Consider the following 20,584-nt stretch of genomic DNA (forward strand, 5'->3'; position numbering starts at 1 on the left):
AGTGTGCCGCAGGCCGGAGGGCCGGCGCGAGAGGGCGCGCCGAAATGCCGCAGTTACTTCTTTTTGCCTAGCAGGCGCGACAACAACGAGTTGTTTTGCGGCAGCTTGCGAACGCCGCTCTCGGACAACTCGACTTCGCGCGCCTCTTCCATCAGCTCCTCGGCCAGGCTCTTCTTGAGCTGCTTGTGCTTGCCGGTGTTACCGGCGCGAGTCGGCTCGGAGCGCCTGGTGGCTGGGGAGGCGGATTTGGCGGCGACTCTGCTGTCCAGCGCCTTATGCACGCCGGTGGAGTTCAGCTTGAACGCGCCCGTGGCATTGGCTTTGAACGCGCCGGTCGCGCCAGGCTTGAACGTGCCAGTGGCGGAGTTCAGCGCGCCGGTAGCGTTCGGTCGGAACGCACCGGTCGCGTTGGGACGGAATGCACCGGTCGCCGACGTATCGACTTCCATGGTGATGGTCGGCACAACCGGCGCGCGATTGGCGCGGGCGTTGTTGAGCTCGACGACGTTGTTCTTCGGCTCTTCCGGCTCGGCGCGACGTGGCTGCGGAGCATCCTTGAAGCGCGCCTGTTCGGCGACGCTGATGCGCAGCACGGACGGCGCTGGGAAGAATGTCTTCAGATATCCCGAGACTGCTTCGGCCGACACGGCTTCCTTGAAGAAGCCCAGGCGCAGCGAGTGCACGATCTTGCCGCTGCCCGCGGTCGCGACCGAATACAAACGATAGGCCTCGAAGATATCGAGGTGTGGCAGGATGTCCAGGTTCACCGGCTGCTCGGACGCGGCCAGTTGAATCGCAAACCACTTCTCCTGCGCGTTGTCGTTCAGCTCATCGTTGGTCAGCGCGCGAATGGTCTGCGTGCTGTCGAGATTCGGATGCGCGTGCGACGAGCCGCGAACCAGTGCGGGCGGCACTTGTTTCGGCAGCGGCACGGCGGCCTTGTTTGCCACAGCAGGAACCGAGGGCTTGGCTGGCTCCGCCTTCTTGGCAACCGTCGGCGCCGCAGGCTTTGCAGCGGCGGGCTTCGGCGCAGCGGCCGCTTTGTTTGTTACAGCGGGCGCCGGCTTCACAGCTGCGGCGGGTGCGGCGACCTTCGCCGGCGGGTCGTCGCGCAGGTCGAGCTCGAACGCATCGATTTCTTCGATGTCGATGCCCTTGCCGACGTGATACGGCTCATTCGACGCTTTGCTCTTCTGTGCAGCGGCGGGAGTCGGTTGCGGATCGGAGAACGTCAGCGCGGGCACGCGCACGCTCGCTGCCGTATCCAGCTTCGGCGGGACGGCGACAGGGGCGGGCGGAGTAGCTGCCTTGTTCGCAGCGGACGCAGGCGCCGCTGGAGTGGTCTTGATCTTCAGCTTGCCGGTGTCGAGTGCGGCGAACTTGCCGCTCAACAAACCCACGGCCAGCGGCTCTTTCGACGCTGCAGCCGCGGGGGCGGGATCGTCGTTCCAGCTCATCTCATCGAGGCCAGGCGCTTCGGTGAGCGCTTTGATCTTCGGCAACGAGGCCGAAGTGACCGCGGCCTTGGTGGCTTCGTCCGGCTCCCAGGTCATCTCGACGATTTCGTCGTTCGGCGCCTTCTTCGCGGCGGGTTTCGCCGGTTGAGCGGGTTTCGTCGCAGCGGGTTTCGCAGCGGCCTGTGGCGCGGGCGCTGCCTTCGGAGCGGGTGCGGCTTTCGCAGCGGGGGCTGGGGCAACAGGAGCAGGCGGCGGTGCATTGACGACAGCAACAGCGGGGCGCGGTGCAGGCGCCGGCGCGGCGGCCGGCAAATAGCCGCGAGCGAAGCGGCGGTCTTCATCGCTCAGGCTGGTCGTGAAGGCGGTCGGATACTGCTGGCGAACGACGGTGAGCACGCGTTCGGCATGCGCTTCATTGGTAAAGAAACCGAGGCGCAAACGATGCCGCGTGCGGCCGTCTTCGACGCGCGCGACCTGATAAAGCTTGTAATTCTCGAGCCCGGGAATGTTACGGCCCGTCGTCGACACCGGCGCGATCGACGCGCACAGGTTGATGACAAACAGCTGCGTGCCGCTCCCTGCGTTCTGGGAGACGAGCGGCGGCTGTGAGCGTTCCGGCTCCACATAGACCTTGCTGGTATTGTCTTCCACGTTTCTTCCCCGACCCGTTGCGCCGCCGAATACCGCCCGCTTGCGGTGGACGCACTCCAGCTGAACGGATTCTTCATTTCGGCGGGGGGAGTGAGCGCGCTTATGCGCATCGCGCTCGTTCACGGCAGTTTCGCTGTTGTCTTTTGTGGCGAAACCGTTGCCGCATCATGTCGCGGCCCCGTGGCAACCCCGCTGTCTTAGGAAATGAATCCGTTAGACCGGAAGCTTTGCGTCCTCGCCTTTCGGCGAGTTTGCCCAGAAAAAATCGACCAAGAAATTTCTTTGTAGGAACGTTTTGATCATCGGCACGCTGAAGGCATAAGTCAAGCAGTACGGTCGCTTTCAGCAGACATGGCGATTGGCGACAGGTGACTGGCTGGCCCGGCCTTGAGCTTATGTCTCATTCAGCTGTTTTGCCGGGGCTGCTTTACACCGCCATGCGCGTCCAGGCTTCCTTGCTGGCGCTCGCCGGCTCGCCCGCCATGATGCGTGGCGCGAGCTGAGAAACGATATGGACCTGGGCGGCATCGGACAGGCCGAGCGCACGCAGCGCGCCTTCCAGGCCCTCGATCAGCTGGCGACGCTCGTTCTCCGTCGGACAGCTGTCACGGGCCAGCGCAGCGAGCTCATCGCCCACGCTCTCCAGGGTTTCGGCGATCGAGGGCGCGAACTCGCTCAAGTCCCCGCGCAGGCGCGCGGCGAAGCGAAACGAGTTGTATGCGCACACGTACGCGCGATGTCTGAGCTTCAAGTTCTTCAACATTCCCACCGCATCGGTCTCCCGCACGAAGGTCGCGGGCGAAAGTGTGAAGGGCGACACGAATTCCACGGTGTGCGCCAGATCGCAAAACGGGGTCGTATTTCGGCGTTGTATTTACGCCGCATTACGGATCAAACACGTACACGCAAACTATTTTTTGCTGCGAAAAATTCACGCGCGCGCCGTTGACAATGAGCAACTGTCGTGATGCTGGGCGCGTGGCGAAAAATTCGCCACGCGGGCAACGGGCGTGAGCTTCGGACCGCGCTACTTATGCGCGGCCCACATTGCGGTCCGTGGGCGAATGGAAATATTCGCTTTCTTCGGCGAATTGACGCATCAGTTTGCGCAGCTCCTCGATCCGGCCCTCGGCGGTGCTGATCGGCTGGCATTCTTCGCATTCGGGATCCGAGCAGGGCTGCCGGGAGTACAACCAGTACTGCACGGCTCCCGCCAGCAAGCCGTCGGCGATGTCCCAGATATCGGCCTTGTCATCCGTGTCGGCGATCCGGTTGCCCAGATCGACGGCCTTGCCGAAGGCCTCGCTGAAGGGGTTATCGGGTTCCTGCATGGGTCGTCACTCGAGGCGGCGGGGCGCCCGTTGCTCTCATTGAAGATGGCCCCATTGTAACGGCGTTGTGCCCCCTGACGAAGACCGTTCGCCTTGAAGACAGAGCCGCCGACTGGTCTACTGTCATAAAGCACTCGCAGCTACCGTAGCCTGCTGCAAGCGGGCGAATTCATTAGAGGTTTCACATGGCCGAAGACCGCAATCAAGACCCGCAGATGGACGCCGAGGGGCTCTACCAGGAGGACAATTTCACCGACCGCCGCGTCGGTGCGATCCGCCGCCTCTCCCCGGTGCGCGCCGACGGCTCCGCCGACCCCGGCCGGCCAGTGCTGTTCATCGGCCAGGCCGAGATCATGACCAACATGGGCCCGGTGCCCATCAACTTCGAGATCGAGGGCCAGACGCTGGCCGATGCCGTCATCGGCTTTGCCCCGGCGGCCCAGGTCGCCATCGAGCGCACCGTCCAGCAGATCCAGGAAATGCGCCGCCAGCAGGCTTCGCAGCTCGTGGTTCCGCAGGGCCCGGTGCCGGGCATCACCGGCGGCCGGGGCGGCGGCAAGATCCAGATGCCTTGAGCCGATCGGAGGATGGGGCGCCCGCCCCATCCTCGTGCGTGGGGCCCGTCGAAGGGGCCTTATGCTGGTGCGTTCCGCCTCCCGGTGCCCGTAAATCACGCATAACCAGCTGCTTTTGGCGCTGGCACGTTTTTCGCTCCGTCGTCCGACATCAAGCCCGAGTCGTGGCATCGCTGCCCGGCTACAACAGAGGTCGGGATGTTGGCGACTCCGTACGATGAAATGCATGCCAGCGACGGCGGCGTGCGCGAGCACTACAAGACCTTCGCTTCCTGGCTCGCGCGCACGCCGAGCGAGCGCGTGGCTCACAAGCGCGCCGAGGCCGACACGTTGTTTCATCGGGTCGGCATCACGTTCACCGTTTATGGCGAGGACGCGGGCACCGAGCGCCTGATTCCCTTCGACATCGTTCCTCGCATCATTCCGGCCAACGAATGGAAGCACCTCGCCGCCGGCTTGAAACAACGCGTGCGCGCGTTGAACGCGTTCACCAACGATATCTATCACTCGCAGGAGATCTTGAAGGCCGGCCGCATTCCCGCCGAGCAGGTGCTGTGCAATGGGCAGTACCGGCCCGAGATGCAGGGCATCGACGTGCCGGGCTCGATCTACGCGCACATCGCCGGCGTCGATGTGGTGCGTGCCGGCGAGGGCGAGTTTTACGTTCTCGAAGACAACCTGCGCGTACCCTCGGGCGTGTCCTACATGCTCGAAGACCGGCGCATGATGATGCGATTGTTTCCCGAGCTGTTCGCGCTGCATTCGGTGGCGCCGGTCGAGCACTATCCCGATCTGCTGCTGGAGAACCTGCGCAGCGTCGCGCCGTCGGGTGTGAACGATCCGACGGTCGTGCTGCTGACGCCGGGTGCTTATAACAGCGCGTACTTCGAGCACGCGTTTCTGGCGCAGCAGATGGGCATCGAGCTGGTCGAGGGACAGGATCTGTTCGTCGACGACGAGTTCGTCTACATGCGCACCACCCGCGGCCCACAACGAGTGGATGTGATTTATCGGCGCATCGACGACGACTTCCTGGATCCGCTGGTGTTTCGGCCGGATTCGATGCTGGGCATTCCGGGACTGTTGGCCGCGTATCGCGCGGGGCGCGTGACGATTGCGAATGCGATTGGCACGGGTGTGGCGGACGACAAATCCATTTATCCCTATGTGCCGGAGATGGTGCGCTTCTATCTCGGCGAAGAACCGTTGCTGTCGAACGTGCCGACGTTTGTTCTCCGGCGGAAAGAGGATCTGGCGTATACGCTCGCGCACCTGCGGGAGCTGGTCGTCAAGGAGGTTCATGGGGCCGGCGGCTATGGAATGTTGATCGGCCCCGCGGCCAGCAAGGCTGAGCTGGAAGCGTTCCGTCAGCGGATCCTGCGCTCGCCGGAGAAATACATCGCACAACCGACACTCACGTTGTCGGCATGCCCGACGTTTGTAGATGCCGGCATCGCGCCGAGGCACATCGATTTGCGACCGTTCGTGTTGTCAGGCCGCGAAGTTACGTTGGTGCCGGGTGGGCTGACCAGAGTCGCGTTGAGAGAAGGATCGCTGGTGGTGAATTCGTCGCAGGGCGGCGGGACGAAAGATACGTGGGTGTTGGAGCGATGAACGCAGGCAGCCCGCAGGGCGTACGCGCATGCTGAGCCGCACCGCCGATCATCTCTACTGGATGGCGCGCTACACGGAGCGTGCCGAAAACCTCGCTCGCATGCTCGACGTCAACTCGCGCATGTCGCTGCTTCCTCAAGGGGCTGAAATCCTCGAGCAGGGCTGGATCGCCACCCTCACCATCATCGGCCTGATGGAAGCATTCCGGCAGCGCTATGACTCCGTGACTTCATCGAACGTCATCGCATTCATGGCATTCGACCGCGACAACCCTCTGAGCATCTGCAGCTGCGTCCACGCCGCCCGTGAAAACGCGCGAGCCGTGCGAGGCACGCTCACTTCAGAGATCTGGGAAACGTTGAACGCGACCTGGCTGGAAATGCGTGGCATGAGCCTGCGCTCCGCCAACGAGACGGAAGTGGGCAACTTCTTCGAGTGGGTGAAATATCGTTCGCACGTCGCGCGGGGCGTCATTCAAGGCACGATGTTGCGCGATGAAGCCTGGCACTTCGCCTGGCTCGGCACTTATCTCGAACGCGCCGACAGCACTGCTCGCATTCTCGATGTGAAGTATCACTTGCTGCTCCCTCGCGGCGAGCAAGCGGGCGGAGCGGCGGATTACTACCAGTGGAGCGCGCTCTTGCACTCGGTGTCCGCGTTCGAAATCTATCGTCGTGTGTATCGCGACTTGATTACGCCAAGGCGCGTGGCAGAACTGCTCGTTCTGCGCGACGACATGCCTCGCTCGCTGCGTCGATGCATGTCTCAAGTACACATGCATCTGCAATCGGTGCGGAATGCGCAGTCGGCGGAGACCGAGCGGCGGGCCGGTGAGCTGCAGGCGTCGCTGCATTTCGGTCGCATCGACAGCGTGTTCGAGATCGGGCTGCACGAATACCTGGTGCGATTCCTCGGTCAGGTGCGCGATCTCGGCGATCGGGTGTCCCGAGACTTCCTGGTGTCGGCCACCGACTAGGAGACGGCATGCAACTGCATATCCGACACGAAACGTTCTATCGCTACGGCGAGCCGGTGAAACGCAGCGTGCAGAACCTGCGGCTGACGCCTCGTCGCGATCCCATGCAACGCGCGCTCAGCTGGAACATGGCGACGCCGGGGCATTGTCGCTCGCAAGTCGATGCGTACGGCAACATCGTGCATTTGCTCACGCTCGATGAGCCGCACAAGGAAATTCGCATCGTCGTGAACGGCATCGTCGAGACCGAGGATCATCCCGCCGTGTCGGTGCCTGACGAGGGTCAGCTCTCGCCGCTGGCGTTTCTGGCCGAAACGCCGCTGACTCGTCCGGATGAGGCTATCGCAAGCTTCGCGCGCGCTCGCTTGCAAGCGGGCGGCGACGTGCGAGGCAAGTTGCTCGAGCTGGCGGACGCCGTGTGTGAAGAAGTGCGCTATGAAAAAGGCGCCACCGACGTGCACGAATCCGCGTCGCGAGCGTTCGCGCGTGGTGCGGGCGTCTGCCAGGATCATTCGCACATCTACATAGCCAGCTGCCGCAGCGCCGGCATTCCAGCACGCTATGTCAGCGGTTACTTTTACGCAGGTCCGGAGGGCGAGATCGCCAGTCATGCGTGGGTGGATGTTTGGACCGGCCACGAGCAAGGCTGGATGTCCATCGACGTGACTCATCGCACGCCCACCGACGGGCGGCATTGCCGGCTGGCGGTAGGTCGCGATTACCTCGATGCCTGCCCGGTGCGTGGTGTCCGTCGCGGCGGCGGAGCGGAGGAAATGCAGGTCGCGGTGCGGATCGCGGCAGCCGCGCAACAGTGATGCCAATGTTTTGCAATGGAGTCTATAGTTCGCGTTTCCTGGGCACTGCCGCCCACTGACTGCGGTTGTAGCTATGACGTATTGCGTAGGCATGCTGCTGGATGCCGGGCTGGTGTTCCTTTCCGACTCGCGCACCAACGCGGGCGTGGACCAGATCAGCACGTTCCGCAAGGTGACCATCTTCGAACGGCCGGGCGATCGGGTCATGGTGCTGATGGGCGCCGGCAATCTCGCGATCTCCCAGGCGGTCGTGAATGTTTTGCACGAACACGAGAACGAGCCGGGCATCAAGGGGATCTGGACCTCCAAGAACATGTTCGAGGCGTCGCTCGCGGTCGGCGAGGCGCTACGGGAGGTTCACAAGCGCGATGCCGAAGCGCTCAAGGATCATCACATCGAGTTCAACGCCTCGCTGATCTTCGGCGGCCAGATCGGCGGCGAAGAGCCGCGGCTGTTTTGTATCTACGCGGCCGGCAATTTCATCGAGGCCACGCCGGAGACGCCGTATTTCCAGATCGGCGAGTCGAAGTATGGCAAGCCGATTCTGGACCGGGTCATTTCCCGCAGCACCAGCCTCGCGCAAGGCGCCAAGTGCGCGCTGATCTCGATGGACTCGACGATCAGATCGAATCTCTCGGTCGGTGTGCCGTTGGATCTGCTATCGATCAAGCGCGATGAGCTGAAGATCCACAGCCACGTGAACATCGACGAGAACCACGCGTACTTCCGGATGATCCGCACGCGCTGGAGCGAGAGCCTGCGCCATGCGTTTCACGAGATTCCCGATCCGGAATGGATGCGGCGGAGCTGAGGCTCAGCGCTTCTCCATCGACTCCACGTAGAACAGCTCGCACGCGCCATTGCCCCGGTCGGTGCGGCTCAGCGAGCTCCTCCACGTGAAATTATTCGGCCCGAGTACGCTGACGAGCTGGCCGCGCAGGCGCACGATGTTGCCCGGCTTCACGTCCTTCAGGCGGTCTTCGAGCAGACCGTTGGCGGGAATCAGATGCATGTTGGAGGCGTTGAGCATGGCCGTTTTCAGATCGATGGCCTGCTCGTCGGGATAGATCGTAAAGAAGCGCGCGCCCTGGCTGATGCGAAAGTGAGAGAGCACGGCGCTGTCGGACATCGGGCCCCAGCCGAGCGCGAAATCGATGGGCGAGACGCGAGCGCCGCCGTCCATGCTGTATTCCTCGACCGACAGCACACGTGCTTCCAGATCGAAGTCGGCTAGCGGAGTCAGCTCATATTCCCCGTGGGCAAACGGCGCCTGTTGCACCAGGCGCTGCGTCGGCTCATCGGGAACCAAGACTCCCGGCGGATGATCGATGGCGCGGCCTTCCACCAGCGCGGCGATACCCGCACCGACGGCGCCCAATGCCACGACGACTCGCCAATGAGCAAACATGACGCGCAGGGTACTGGGCGGTTGCCAGCGCCCGCAGTGCGCGCATCACATCAAGGTTGACAGTGAAGAAACATTCGACGGGTCGATGTGACCCGGATCACTGGGCGTCGACCTTCACCCATACCGCCAGCTCGTTGCCGCCGGTGCTGTAGCTGCGGCTGAGGATGCCGCTTTGGGTGCCGCTGGACGATTCACTCACCGCGCCGAGCTGGATCCACGTTCCCAGCCGGCCGATGACTTGCGTATTCAACGACTGCGTCTCGATACCGTTGCCGCCGACGCGCTCGTCCTGTTGATCGATCTGCAGGATCACCTGATCGCCGTTCACGCGCGGCGTAACCATGAAGCCGCGTTGCAGATTGCGATGCTCGACTGCGCCCGCGACGAATGGGCGTTTGCCGCCGCCGACTGCGAACGCCGTCACAATCGGTACGCTCGTGCCCGTGGCAATGAAGGCGGAATTGCCTTCGAGCACCTGCACACTGGAAACACTCGAGTCGTTGGTCTGCAAGTTCCGCTGGCCGGCGCGCACCGTCGCTGAAACGCCATCGCGCGTGCTCAACGTTCCGGACGCCGATGCCTGCTCCTGTTGAATATCCGACGCTGTGCTCCGGCGCACAGAAACCAACATCTGTCGCTGTTGCTTATCCAACTGGGCGACTGCGGAGCGCAGCTGCGAGAGATTGCCGCTGCTGGTGCGGACGAACAGTTTGTAATCCTGCCCGGTCAGCGCGCCGCCCTGTTCGAGCAAGGGCTGCAATACCGGGATCAGCTCGTCGGCGCGCCGGTACTTCAAATCGATGACCGTCAGCGACTGCGCCCAGCTCACCGCCGCCATCAGACAGGCCGCGATGCCGAGCCAGGACCATCGCTGCAAGCCGCGAAATTGCCTTCTCGAAATATTCATAAAGCCTCGTCGAACGCCGCTAAGTGCCTGTCTGGCGCTGATTTAACAACCCTCTAAGGCATTCGCCTAGGAGGAAACCGCGGATTTGCCACGCCGGTCGCGCCTCAAGCCGCGCGGGATTATGCCGAATCAGTGACTGTGCGGCCCGCGGGCCGCGAGCTGATCGTTCCTACGGATAATCAATGAACCTGATCCTCGGCATCGTCGTGGTGTTTGGCTGCGTGCTGGGCGGCTTTGCCGTCCACGGCGGCCAATTGGGCGCCCTGTGGCAGCCCTCCGAGCTGCTGATCATCGGCGGCGCCGCGGTCGGCGCGATGATCATTGCCAATCCGTTCAGCGTCACCAAGAAGATCGCCGCCGGCATTCCGGCGCTGCTGAAAGGCTCGCCTTACAACAGGGATCATTACCTCGCGCTGTTCTCGGTCATGTACGAGCTGCTGTCGATCGCGCGCAAGGAAGGCATGATGGGCCTGGAGCGCGTCATCGAGGAGCCGGAGAAGAGCGATCTGTTCAAGAAGCGTCCGCTGATCCTCAAGGATCATCACGCGGTCGAATTCATCCAGGATTATCTGCGCCTCATCATCAGCGGCGACATGGACCAGCATCAGCTCGAAGCGCTGATGGATCTGGAAATCGAGACCCATCATCACAGCGGCGAAGAGCCGGCGCAGGCGCTCAACAAAGTGTCCGACGCGATGCCGGGTTTCGGCATCGTGGCCGCGGTGCTCGGCATCGTGAACACCATGGGTGCGCTCGGCGGCCCGCCGGAAGAGATCGGCATCAAGGTCGCGGCGGCGCTCGTCGGCACCTTCCTCGGCATTCTGCTCGCGTACGGTCTGCTCGGCCCGATGAGCACGGCCATGGAACGCCGCGCGCGCGATGAGACCGCTTTCTACACCGCCATCAAGACCTGCATCATGGGATTCCTGCAGGGTCACCCGCCGCAGATCGCGATCGAGTTCGGCCGCAAGTCGACGCCGGCGGATCTGCGTCCGAGCTTCAAGGATCTCGAAGCCCAGTTGCGCGGCAAGAAGGCCTGATCTCGTAACCGGGATACGCCATGGCACGCAAGGGCAAAGACGGCGAGGCGCTCGCGCCGATCATCATCAAGAAGGTCAAGAAAGGCGGCCATGGCCACCATGGCGGCTCCTGGAAGGTCGCGTTCGCCGACTTCGCGACTGCGATGATGGCGTTCTTCCTGCTCATGTGGCTGATGGGTTCCACCACTCAGGAGCAGAAGGGCGCGATCTCGGAATATTTCAACAATCCTTCCGCCGTGCCGGGCACGAGCACGGTGCCTGCGGCCACCTCTATGCCAGGTCCCGGCGGCGCCAGCACCAGCATGATCCAGCTGGGCGGCGGCATGGAGCTGCACACCTCCAGCGACAATCCGGATGCGCCGCCCGCGCAAGTCGTCAACGACGACGAGGCAGAGAAGCGCGCCGAACAGCTTGATCGGGAACGTTTGAATTCGCTGTTGCGAGAGTTGAAAGAAGCTATCGATGCGCGCGAGGCGCTCGCGAAATTCAAGGATCAGATCCTGCTCGATATCACGCCGGAAGGCGTGCGCATTCAGATCGTCGATCACGAGCGCCGTCCGATGTTCCCGCTCGGCAGCTCGCGACTCGAGGAGTACAGCGCCAGGATTCTTTATGAGCTGTCGAACATCATCAACAACGTGCCGAACCGCATCAGCATCAGCGGTCACACGGACATCAAACCGTACATCGCCAACAATTACAGCAACTGGGAGTTGTCCGCGGACCGCGCCAACGCAGCCCGTCGCGCGTTGATCACCGGCGGCTTGCCGCAGGAGAAGGTGGGTCGCGTCGTGGGCCTTGCGTCGAGCGTGCTGCTCGATAGCGCGGTGCCGGATAGCCCGGTGAATCGGCGTATCAGCATCATCGTGATGAACCGCCGCACCGAAGAAGCGATCATGCATGAGAACGGCACACTGCTCAGCGTGATGCCTCCCGGCGCGACGGAAGCGGGGTCGACGCCGGTGGCTGAGAGTGAAGGCGGTGAAGCTGGCGCCGTTGCGCCTGCCGATGGCGGTAGCGACTCCGGCGGCGGCGGCGCGCCTGTCACCGCGGCGATGGCGCCGATTACGGGGTAACGAAAGCGACGCCGGTGGCAACCTCTTTGCGCACCGGCAACACACATCGCACCAGCAGCCCCGGATGATTGTCGAGCAGCTCGATCGTCGCTCGATGTAATCGCATCACCGCGGCGACCAGGCTCAGCCCGAGGCCGCTGCCGACTTGATCGCGATCTCTGTCGAGGCGGACGAACGGTTGCAGGATGCGGGCGCGGTCGGCTTCCGGAATGCCGGGGCCGTTGTCGGCGACGGTCAGGGTGAGGGAGTCGCCGATGGTGCGGACGCTGGCTTCGACTTTGCCGCCCTCGGGGACGTACTTGATTGCATTCTCCAGCAGATTGACCACGGCTTGCGCGAGCAGCTGACGATTGCCGTGCACCGAGGCGGTCGCGTCGCCTCGATAGTCGAGGCTGATGTTTCTATTGCCCGCTTCGGGCTGATACAACTCGACGAGTTCTTGAGCGAGCGCGGCGACGTCGACGTCTTCGGTGGGCACGTCGCGGCCGCGGCCGTCGGTTTGGGCGATTTGCAGCAACGTGCCTAACGTTCGCTGCACGCGGTCCAGTTCGGCGAGGGTTGCATCCATCGTCTCGCGAACATTATCGGCAAGCCCCTCGTGCTGAAGGGATTCTTCGATTCGCACGCGGGCGCGATACAGCGGAGCGCGCAAATCGTGAGCGGCGCTATCGAAGGTCGTGCGCAGCGTCTCGGTCTGTTGCTCGATGGTTTCGAGCATGCGGTTCACGGCGGTTGCGAGCGCGTCGAACTCGTCGTGCGCGGGTTCGACGGGCAGGCGTTGTGACAAGTTGCCGGCCATGATGGATTCGCACGTCGCCGCGACGGCTTTGACGCGCCTTCGAATGCGCCGGCTGTAACTCAAACCAAACAAAGTGGCGAGCAGCACGCTCGCGCCGACGCCCCAGAACATGGCCGTCCGCAAGCGCGAAGCGAGGCGGCTGCGATCGAGAATGTCCGTGCCGACGAGCAGCCAGCGATTGCCGGGCAAGCGAATGATCTGCGCGCGCACCGGATGCGAGACCGAGCCGCCGGCGTCGCTGGCATCGATCTCGAATTCCACCCAATCGTTGTATCGACTGACGACCTGCGGCCAGCGGGCGAGGTTGCCCGCGATGGGAAAGCCATTGTTCTCGACCAGCAGATAAACGGCGCCAGTGCGACCCCAACCGTCCGCGCGACGATGCAATGTCGCTACGAGCTGCAGCAGGCCGCCGCGTGAATAGTCATCGACCAGATTGTTGACTTCCGAGTTGATGACGGCATCGACTTCATTGTCGAGCACGCGCGCGGTGAGGAAATAAACGGCGGTCAGCACCAGCGTGACGCCGACGGCGAAAATCACGATGAACAGGGTCGCGAGCCGCGACGTGGACAGTCGCATGCGCGGTCGCGGGCGCGTGGTCGGCCCGACGGCATCCGGACGGCCGGCCTCGGTCATGCGTTCGCTGCTCTGAAGAACCTCTGAAGTGGCGGCCATTGTACGACGTCCCGCGCCGCCGCCCCGATACATCCGAACAGGGCTATTCCTTGAGTACGTACCCGGCGCCGCGCACCGTATGGATCAGTGGCCGGGAAAATCCTTTGTCGACGGCATTGCGCAGGCGGCTCATGTGCACGTCGGTGATATTGGTCTGCGGATCGAAGTGCAGGTTCCACACGCCTTCGAGCAGCATGGTGCGCGTGACCACCTGGCCGGGCCGGCGCATCAGGAACTCCAGCAACTGGAATTCCTTGGTGGTGAGATCGATGTTCTGGCCGGCGCGCGTGACTTTGCGGGCCAGCAGGTCCAGCTCCAGGTCCGCGACCTTGAGCCGGCTCGATTCGGCCAGCGCCGTGCCACGGCGGCTCAACGCCTCGATGCGCGCGAGCAGTTCGGCGAAGGCAAAAGGTTTGGTGAGGTAGTCGTCGCCGCCGGCTTTCAGGCCATGGACGCGGTCGTCGACCGTGCCGAGCGCGGACAGGATCAGCACCGGGGTGCGATCGTTGCGCTCGCGCAGGGAGGTGATGATGGTCAGCCCGTCGAGGTGCGGCAGCTGGCGGTCGGCGATGATCACGTCGTAATGACGCTGCGTCGCCTTCTCCAGGCCGTCACGCCCGTCCGGGCTGTGATCGACGCTGTAGCCGATTTCGCGCAGGCTTTTCAGCAGATATTCGGCGGCCTGCAGATCGTCTTCGATGAGCAGTAGTTTCATTCGGGTAACCGGTGAGCCGACCGACGACGGCAACAGGGATGGACGAGTTTCCGCCATTCGCCGGTCGCTCACCATAGCTACATCCTTAGCCAGTCCGCACCGGGACGAAGATCTGCGCGCTGTCGCGTTCGATCAGCAGCGCCACGACCTTGCCCTTGGACTTGCGTGCCGCGGTCTTCAGCTCTTCCACCGACTTCACCGGCTTGCCGTTGACGCCGAGGATGATGTCGCCCCGCTGCACGCCGGCGGCGGCCGCCGGTCCATCGGAGTCTTCGACCACGAGATCGCCGTCGGTCTCGACCTGCTGCTTCTCCTGCTTCTGCAGCGGGCGTACGACCAGGCCGAGCTTGGCCGTCTCGTCGGCATCCGCGCTGTCACGATTGGCGACCTTCACGCCTTTCTCCGCGATCTCGACCGGCTTCGCGCTCAGGCGCTTGACGCCGCCGTCACGCCACACCTCGAGATTGACGGTGGTGCCGGGCTTCTTCGAGGCGATCAGGCCAGGCAATTGCGAGGACTGATCGATCTCGGTGCCGTCGACCTTCAGGATCACGTCGCCCGCCTTGATGCCGGCCTTCGCGCCCGGGCCGTCGTCTTCGACCATGCCGACCAGCGCGCCCTTCGGCCGATCGAGGCCGAACGACTCGGCGAGCTGCGCATTCACGTCCTGGATCGAGACGCCGATGCGGCTGCGGGTGACTTTGCCGGTCGAGACCAGCTGGGTCTGTACGTTGTTCGCGACATCGATCGGGATGGCGAATGACAGGCCCATGTAACCGCCGCTGCGGCTGAAGATTTGCGAGTTGATGCCGACCACTTCGCCCTGCAGGTTGAACAGCGGGCCGCCGGAGTTGCCGGGGTTCACTGCCACGTCGGTCTGAATGAACGGCGCGTAGTTGCTGCCAGGCATGGAGCGCGAGGTCGCGCTGACGATGCCGGCGGTGACGCTGTTCTCGAAGCCGAACGGCGAGCCGATGGCGATCACCCACTCACCGGGACGCAGCTTGGATGGATCGCCGATCTTCACGGTCGGCAGATTCTTGGCGTCGATCTTCAACACGGCGACGTCGGTGGCTTCGTCGACACCGATGACCTTCGCGGTGTACTCGCGACGATCGGTCGTCTTCACCGTGACTTCCTCGGCTTCGGCCACCACGTGCGCGTTGGTCAGAATGTAACCATCGGCGCTGACGATGAAACCCGAACCTTCACCGCGCGGCGGCGGCTGATTGCCGCGAGGCATCGGCTGGCCGAAGCGGCGCAAGAAATCATTGAGCGGATCGTTGGGCGACATGCCGGGCATGTCGTTGCTGACGGGCTGTGACTTGCCGACCACGGCGACGTTCACCACGGCGGGGCCGTAGTGATCGACCAGGCCAGCGAAATCGGGCAGGGCAGCGGCGACATTGCGCGGCGACGCCGTTTGGATGGCAGGCGCAGCGCCCGCGGCTGCGGCCTGAGCGGCTGGGTTGTTATCGGCGAAGCTGCCGGAGCAGCCAGCCAGTGCGATACCGAGCAACGTGGCGGTGGAAACCACGGTCGCGCGGGCACGATTGAAGGGGGCTCGATTCTGTCTGACAAGCATGGATGCTCCTCCCAATGTGGGTTTCCAATGCAATGCCAGTAAGACGCCCCTTCGCAGTCAAAGTTTGCGTCCAAGCCGCTCTATTACGAGGACTTAATGCTACTGCGTAGTTCTTCCAATTCCTGACGTAGGGCGGCGACCTGCGCTTCGAGAGTAGCGATGCGCGCCTGCAAGGAATTTCGGGCGTCGGCAGCCGCGGCGTTTGGCTGCGGTTCAGCGGTGTGCTCGGTCTCGGCCGGCGTCACCGGGATCGCATCCTCACCACTGAACAAATGTGCATAACGCGAATCGCGACGCCCGGGCTCGCGCGGCAGCTGCTTTACAAAAGGACCGTCGGGGCGGGTCGCAAGGTCTTCGAGCGCCGATTCGATCTCGGCGGGGTCGCTCACTTGAGCCATGCGTGGCACGCGAGTGCGCAGCTCACCCGGCGTTTGCGGTCCTCGCAGCAGCAGCTCACAAACGATCGCGGTCTGCACCGGCGTGAACTCGAACGAGCCGAAGCCGGTATTGCAGAAGCGGTGCTGATACTTGGGCACGCGGCTGCCGAAGCCCGATTTTTCCAGCACCAGATGCTTCTTCACCAAGCCCTCGACACTGTCTTGCACGGTGCGTTCGTCGAGGCTCAGCACCGGCTCGCGATTGCTTTTCTGATTGCAGGCGTTCAGCAGCGCGTTTAGCGACAGCGGATACTGATCGGGGGTGGTGATGGCTTTCTCGATCAGGCTGCCGATCAACCGGGCTTCCAGGGCGGTCAGATGGGTGTTCATGGCGGTAGTTCGGCTGCCGTGGCCTTATGCAGTTTGGTTTGGGGAATATAAAGGATTGGCGAGATCAAGGGCTTATCGTTGATTTCTGCCTTCTTGGACTGGACTGTAACCGCGTACAATTACGGTCCATACCTCGCTTGGGCTCTTAGCCTTACTACCTTGCGCAACTTGTCCCTACCGATTGCTGCCACGGAGCCGGAAGCCGCCGTCGCGGGCCCGGCCGCTCGTCTGCGCGAAATCCCTTACAACTACACCTCGTTCTCGGATCGCGAAATCGTCATCCGCCTGTTGGGCGAGTCGTTGTGGACCATTCTGGACGAACTGCGCAGCGAGCGCCGGACCGGCCGCTCGGCGCGCATGTTGTACGAGGTGCTGGGCGACATCTGGGTCGTGCAGCGTAATCCGTATCTGCAGGACGACCTGGTCGACAATCCCAAACGTCGCCGCCTGCTGATCGAAGCTCTGCATCACCGGCTCAACGAGATCGAGCGTCGTCGCGATGTTTCCGATCCGGAGCGCGATCGCAAAGTGGGCGAGCTGCTGCAAGCGGCGCGGCGTGCCGTCGAATCGTTCGCCAACGATTTCGATCGCTTCGTTCAGCTTCGCAAGCGCGCGCGTCGTCTGCTCGAGCGACACACGCGCGACGACAACATTCGCTTCGATGCGTTTGCTCGTGTTTCGCATGTGACGGACGCGACCGACTGGCGTATCGAATATCCCTTCCTGGTGTTGTCGCCGGACACCGAGGCGGAGATTCCCGCCCTGGTGCGCGATTGTATCGAGCTCGGTCTCACGATCATCCCGCGCGGTGGCGGTACTGGTTACACCGGTGGCGCGATTCCGCTCACGCCGCTCGCGGCGGTGATCAACACGGAGAAGTTGGAGCAGCTGGATCCGATCGACATCATCGACGTCCCCGGCGCGAGCACGCCCGATGCGAAGGTGCCGACGATTTTCAGCGGCGCCGGCGTCGTCACTCGTCGCGTCTCCGATGCGGCCGAGCATGCGGGCCTGGTGTTTGCTGTCGATCCCACCTCCGCGGATGCCTCCTGCATCGGCGGCAACGTCGCGATGAATGCCGGCGGCAAGAAGGCAGTGCTGTGGGGCACGGCGGTCGACAATCTCATCTGGTGGCGGATGGTCGATCCCGACGGCAACTGGCTCGAAGTGACTCGCCTCGACCACAACCGCGGCAAGATTCACGATGTCGAAGTCGCGAAGTTCGAGCTGACCTGGAAGGACGGTCGCGACAATCCGCAGCGTGCGCGTGTGTTGCGCACGGCGCGTGTCGACATCGAAGGTCGCAAGTTCCGCAAGGAAGGTCTGGGCAAAGACGTCACCGATAAATTCCTGGGCGGCCTGCCGGGCGTGCAGAAGGAAGGCTGCGACGGCGTGATTACGTCCGCCCGCTGGATCCTGCATCGCATGCCGAAACACACGCGCACCGTGTGTCTGGAATTCTTCGGTCATGCACGTCACGCCATTCCGTCCATCGTCGAGATCAAGACGTTCCTCGACAACGAAGCGCGTACGACGGGTGTGCAACTCGCGGGCTTGGAACATCTGGACGAACGCTATCTGCGCGCCGTCGGCTATGCGACCAAGTCCAAGCGCGGCGCATTGCCGAAGATGGTGCTGCTCGGTGACATCGTTGGTGACAACGAAGACGCCGTGGCGCGTGCGACTTCCGAAGTCGTGCGTATTTCCAACAGCCGCGCCGGTGAAGGCTTTGTCGCCGTCAATCCCGACGCGCGCAAGAAGTTCTGGCTGGATCGCTCGCGCACGGCTGCTATCGCGAAACACACCAACGCCTTCAAGATCAACGAAGACGTGGTGATTCCGCTCGACCGCATGGGCGACTACACCGACGCCATCGAGCGCATCAACATCGAGCTGTCGTTCGCCAACAAGATCAAGATGCTGCGCGAGCTGCGGGACTTCTTCGAAACCGAGCTGCCGCTGGGCAAAACCGACGATCCCGATCTCTCCGGCGTGTCACGAGCCGAACTGCTCGGCGATCGGCAGATCCAGGCGCAGCAGGTGATCGCGGAGACGCTCGCGCGTTGGACCTATCTCGCCGAACATCTGGATACCCCGCTGAGGGAGGCGTTGCCCGAGTTGGCGACGCTCGGCTTCGCGCCGTTGCGTGGCGACTTCGAGCGGCGCGTCGAACGCGAGCCGAACGTTCGCCTCTTCGATCTGGTTCAAGATCGTTCGCTGCGTACTTCGTGGAAGACGGAAGTGCGCGCGCATCTGCGTCGCCTGTTCGTTGGTGGCGCGTGTCTGCCGATCCTCGAAGCGGTCGAGGAAATCCACAAGCGCGTGCTGCGGGGTCGCGTGTGGGTGGCGTTGCACATGCATGCCGGCGACGGCAACGTGCACACCAATATTCCGGTGAACTCGGATGACTACGAGATGCTGCAAACGGCGAACCGCGCCGTCGAGCGCATCATGGAGATTGCCCGTAGCCTGAACGGCGTGATCTCGGGCGAGCACGGCATCGGCATCACGAAGCTCGAGTTCCTGACCGACGCCGAGACCGAGGAGTTCCGTCGATACAAGGATCGCGTCGATCCGGACGGGCGCTTCAACAAGGGCAAGCTGATGCCGGGCGGCGATCTGCGCAACGCGTATACGCCCAGCTTCAACCTGATGGGACATGAGTCCCTGATCATGCAGCAGTCCGACATCAACTCGATCTCGGACGCGATCAAGGACTGTTTGCGTTGTGGCAAGTGCAAGCCAGTGTGCGCGACGCACGTGCCACGCGCGAACTTGCTGTACTCGCCGCGTAACAAGATTCTGGCGACCTCGCTGCTCATCGAAGCGTTCCTGTACGAAGAGCAGACGCGTCGCGGCGTGTCGCTGCGTCACTGGGATGAGTTCTCCGACGTGGCCGATCACTGCACGGTCTGTCACAAGTGCGAGAAGCCGTGCCCGGTGAACATCGACTTTGGCGACGTCTCGATGGCAATGCGCGACCTGCTGCGCCGGATGGGCAAGAAGCGCTTCAATCCGGGCACAGCGGCGTCGATGTTCTTCTTGAACGCGACGAATCCGCAGACGATCAAGGTCGCGCGCACGGCGATGCTCGAATGGGGCTTCAAAGTCCAGCGCATGGCCAATCGCGCGTTGAAGGTGGTGGGCAATGCGCAGACGGCGCGTCCGCCTGCGACGACGGGCAAGCCGCCGGTGCGCGAGCAGGTGGTCCACTTCGTCAACAAGAAGATGCCGGGCGGACTGCCGAAGAAGACGGCCCGCGCGCTGTTGGATATCGAGGATCGTCACTACGTGCCCATCATTCGCGATCCGGCGCGCACGACGAGCGATTCGGAAGCGGTGTTCTATTTCCCCGGCTGCGGCTCGGAACGTTTGTTCTCGCAGGTGGGCCTGGCGACGCAGGCGATGCTGTGGAAGGTCGGTGTGCAGACAGTGCTGCCGCCTGGTTATCTCTGCTGTGGCTACCCGCAGCGAGGCGCGGGGCAGTTCGACAAGGCCGAGAAGATCATCACCGACAATCGCGTGTTGTTCCATCGCGTCGCGAACACGCTGAACTATCTCGACATCAAGACGGTGGTGGTCAGCTGCGGCACCTGTTTCGATCAGCTGCAGGGCTATAAATTCGACGAGATCTTCCCGGGCTGCCGCATCATCGACATTCACGAGTTCCTGATGGAGCGCAACGTGAAGCTCGAGGGCGTGACGGGCGTGCGTTATATGTATCACGACCCGTGCCATACGCCGATGAAGAGCTATGACCCGCTGAAGGTCGTCAACACGCTCATCAACGATCAGGTGAACGGCAAGATCGAAAAGAACGACCGCTGCTGCGGCGAGTCCGGCACGTTCGCCGTGACGCGCCCCGACGTGGCGACCCAGGTTCGGTTCCGCAAGGAAATCGAGATGAAGAAGGGCGCGGATAAGTTACGCGCCGACGGCTTCAAGGGTGACGTGAAGATCTTGACGTCGTGCCCGTCGTGCATGCAGGGCCTGAAGCGTTACAACGACGATGCGGATGTCGATGCGGATTACATCGTTGTTGAGATCGCGAAGCACATCCTCGGTGAGAACTGGCTGCCGGAGTATGTGCAGAAGGCCAACGCGGGCGGAATCGAGCGCGTGCTCGTGTAACTGACTCTCGAAGAGCTCACGCCTCGGCGTAATGCCGAGGCGTGGCGTGCACAATCCCT

General features: G+C 63.0%; 17 protein-coding genes and 1 riboswitch. Of the genes, 8 read left to right on the forward strand and 9 right to left on the reverse strand.

All coding sequences use genetic code 11. The annotated features are described in order from the left end of the window. Nucleotides 1-53: 53 nt before the first annotated feature. The 3 genes from GYH35_RS15350 to GYH35_RS15360 all read right to left on the reverse strand — a co-directional run bounded on the left by GYH35_RS15350 (nt 54) and on the right by GYH35_RS15360 (nt 3,439). On the reverse strand, nt 54-2,108 hold the full coding sequence (locus GYH35_RS15350) for a hypothetical protein (protein ID WP_161810789.1): 2,055 nt from the start codon (nt 2,106-2,108) through the stop codon (nt 54-56). A gap of 179 nt (nt 2,109-2,287) precedes the next feature. Continuing rightward, nucleotides 2,288-2,374: riboswitch (cyclic di-GMP riboswitch) on the reverse strand. A gap of 161 nt (nt 2,375-2,535) precedes the next feature. After that, nucleotides 2,536-2,937 (reverse strand): hypothetical protein, encoded by a 402-nt coding sequence (locus GYH35_RS15355; RefSeq protein WP_161810790.1) that lies wholly within the window; start codon nt 2,935-2,937, stop codon nt 2,536-2,538. A gap of 202 nt (nt 2,938-3,139) precedes the next feature. Further along, on the reverse strand, nt 3,140-3,439 hold the full coding sequence (locus tag GYH35_RS15360; protein ID WP_116807048.1) for a hypothetical protein: 300 nt from the start codon (nt 3,437-3,439) through the stop codon (nt 3,140-3,142). Between the two features lie 185 nt (nt 3,440-3,624). Here GYH35_RS15360 and GYH35_RS15365 point away from each other — a divergent pair, with 185 nt between their 5' ends. From GYH35_RS15365 to GYH35_RS15385, 5 genes are all read left to right on the forward strand, one after another. Further along, a complete protein-coding gene (locus GYH35_RS15365; RefSeq protein ID WP_202624342.1) occupies nt 3,625-4,014 on the forward strand; it encodes a hypothetical protein in 390 nt (129 codons plus the stop codon). Between the two features lie 198 nt (nt 4,015-4,212). Continuing rightward, nucleotides 4,213-5,628 (forward strand): circularly permuted type 2 ATP-grasp protein, encoded by a 1,416-nt coding sequence (locus GYH35_RS15370; protein ID WP_161810791.1) that lies wholly within the window; start codon nt 4,213-4,215, stop codon nt 5,626-5,628. A gap of 28 nt (nt 5,629-5,656) precedes the next feature. Then, nucleotides 5,657-6,604: an alpha-E domain-containing protein gene (locus GYH35_RS15375; RefSeq protein WP_161810792.1), complete on the forward strand. Its 948-nt coding sequence runs from the start codon at nt 5,657-5,659 to the stop codon at nt 6,602-6,604. A gap of 8 nt (nt 6,605-6,612) precedes the next feature. Then, nucleotides 6,613-7,419: a transglutaminase family protein gene (locus GYH35_RS15380; RefSeq protein WP_161828920.1), complete on the forward strand. Its 807-nt coding sequence runs from the start codon at nt 6,613-6,615 to the stop codon at nt 7,417-7,419. A 73-nt stretch (nt 7,420-7,492) separates the two neighbouring features. Continuing rightward, nucleotides 7,493-8,230 (forward strand): proteasome-type protease, encoded by a 738-nt coding sequence (locus GYH35_RS15385; RefSeq protein ID WP_161810794.1) that lies wholly within the window; start codon nt 7,493-7,495, stop codon nt 8,228-8,230. A 3-nt stretch (nt 8,231-8,233) separates the two neighbouring features. Here the strand turns inward: GYH35_RS15385 and GYH35_RS15390 are convergent, their stop codons facing one another. Both GYH35_RS15390 and GYH35_RS15395 read right to left on the reverse strand, forming a co-directional pair. Continuing rightward, nucleotides 8,234-8,803, reverse strand: coding sequence for a hypothetical protein (locus GYH35_RS15390; RefSeq protein ID WP_161811375.1), 570 nt, complete (start codon nt 8,801-8,803; stop codon nt 8,234-8,236). A 121-nt stretch (nt 8,804-8,924) separates the two neighbouring features. Then, nucleotides 8,925-9,734, reverse strand: coding sequence for a hypothetical protein (locus GYH35_RS15395; protein WP_161810795.1), 810 nt, complete (start codon nt 9,732-9,734; stop codon nt 8,925-8,927). A gap of 182 nt (nt 9,735-9,916) precedes the next feature. Here GYH35_RS15395 and motA point away from each other — a divergent pair, with 182 nt between their 5' ends. Both motA and motB read left to right on the forward strand, forming a co-directional pair. Then, nucleotides 9,917-10,774: a flagellar motor stator protein MotA gene (gene motA / locus GYH35_RS15400; RefSeq protein ID WP_161810796.1), complete on the forward strand. Its 858-nt coding sequence runs from the start codon at nt 9,917-9,919 to the stop codon at nt 10,772-10,774. Between the two features lie 20 nt (nt 10,775-10,794). After that, a complete protein-coding gene (motB, locus tag GYH35_RS15405; RefSeq protein WP_161810797.1) occupies nt 10,795-11,850 on the forward strand; it encodes a flagellar motor protein MotB in 1,056 nt (351 codons plus the stop codon). On the opposite strand, the gene GYH35_RS15410 is transcribed toward motB, so the two are convergent. From GYH35_RS15410 to GYH35_RS15425, 4 genes are all read right to left on the reverse strand, one after another. Next, nucleotides 11,840-13,327 carry a sensor histidine kinase gene (locus GYH35_RS15410; protein ID WP_161810798.1) on the reverse strand — a complete coding sequence of 496 codons (1,488 nt, stop codon included), beginning with the start codon at nt 13,325-13,327 and terminating at the stop codon, nt 11,840-11,842. The genes motB and GYH35_RS15410 overlap by 11 nt on opposite strands. Before the next feature lie 43 nt (nt 13,328-13,370). Further along, nucleotides 13,371-14,042 carry a winged helix-turn-helix domain-containing protein gene (locus GYH35_RS15415; protein WP_161811376.1) on the reverse strand — a complete coding sequence of 224 codons (672 nt, stop codon included), beginning with the start codon at nt 14,040-14,042 and terminating at the stop codon, nt 13,371-13,373. An 85-nt stretch (nt 14,043-14,127) separates the two neighbouring features. Further along, a complete protein-coding gene (locus GYH35_RS15420) occupies nt 14,128-15,627 on the reverse strand; it encodes a DegQ family serine endoprotease (protein ID WP_161810799.1) in 1,500 nt (499 codons plus the stop codon). An 83-nt stretch (nt 15,628-15,710) separates the two neighbouring features. Further along, a complete protein-coding gene (locus GYH35_RS15425; RefSeq protein ID WP_161810800.1) occupies nt 15,711-16,394 on the reverse strand; it encodes a YceH family protein in 684 nt (227 codons plus the stop codon). A 168-nt stretch (nt 16,395-16,562) separates the two neighbouring features. Between GYH35_RS15425 and GYH35_RS15430 the strand changes: the two genes are divergently transcribed. After that, nucleotides 16,563-20,525, forward strand: a complete 3,963-nt coding sequence (locus tag GYH35_RS15430; RefSeq protein ID WP_202626632.1) for a DUF3683 domain-containing protein — start codon at nt 16,563-16,565, stop codon at nt 20,523-20,525. Nucleotides 20,526-20,584: the final 59 nt, after the last annotated feature.

The sequence above is a fragment of the Steroidobacter agaridevorans genome (assembly GCF_009932555.1).
Taxonomy (GTDB): domain Bacteria; phylum Pseudomonadota; class Gammaproteobacteria; order Steroidobacterales; family Steroidobacteraceae; genus Steroidobacter; species Steroidobacter agaridevorans.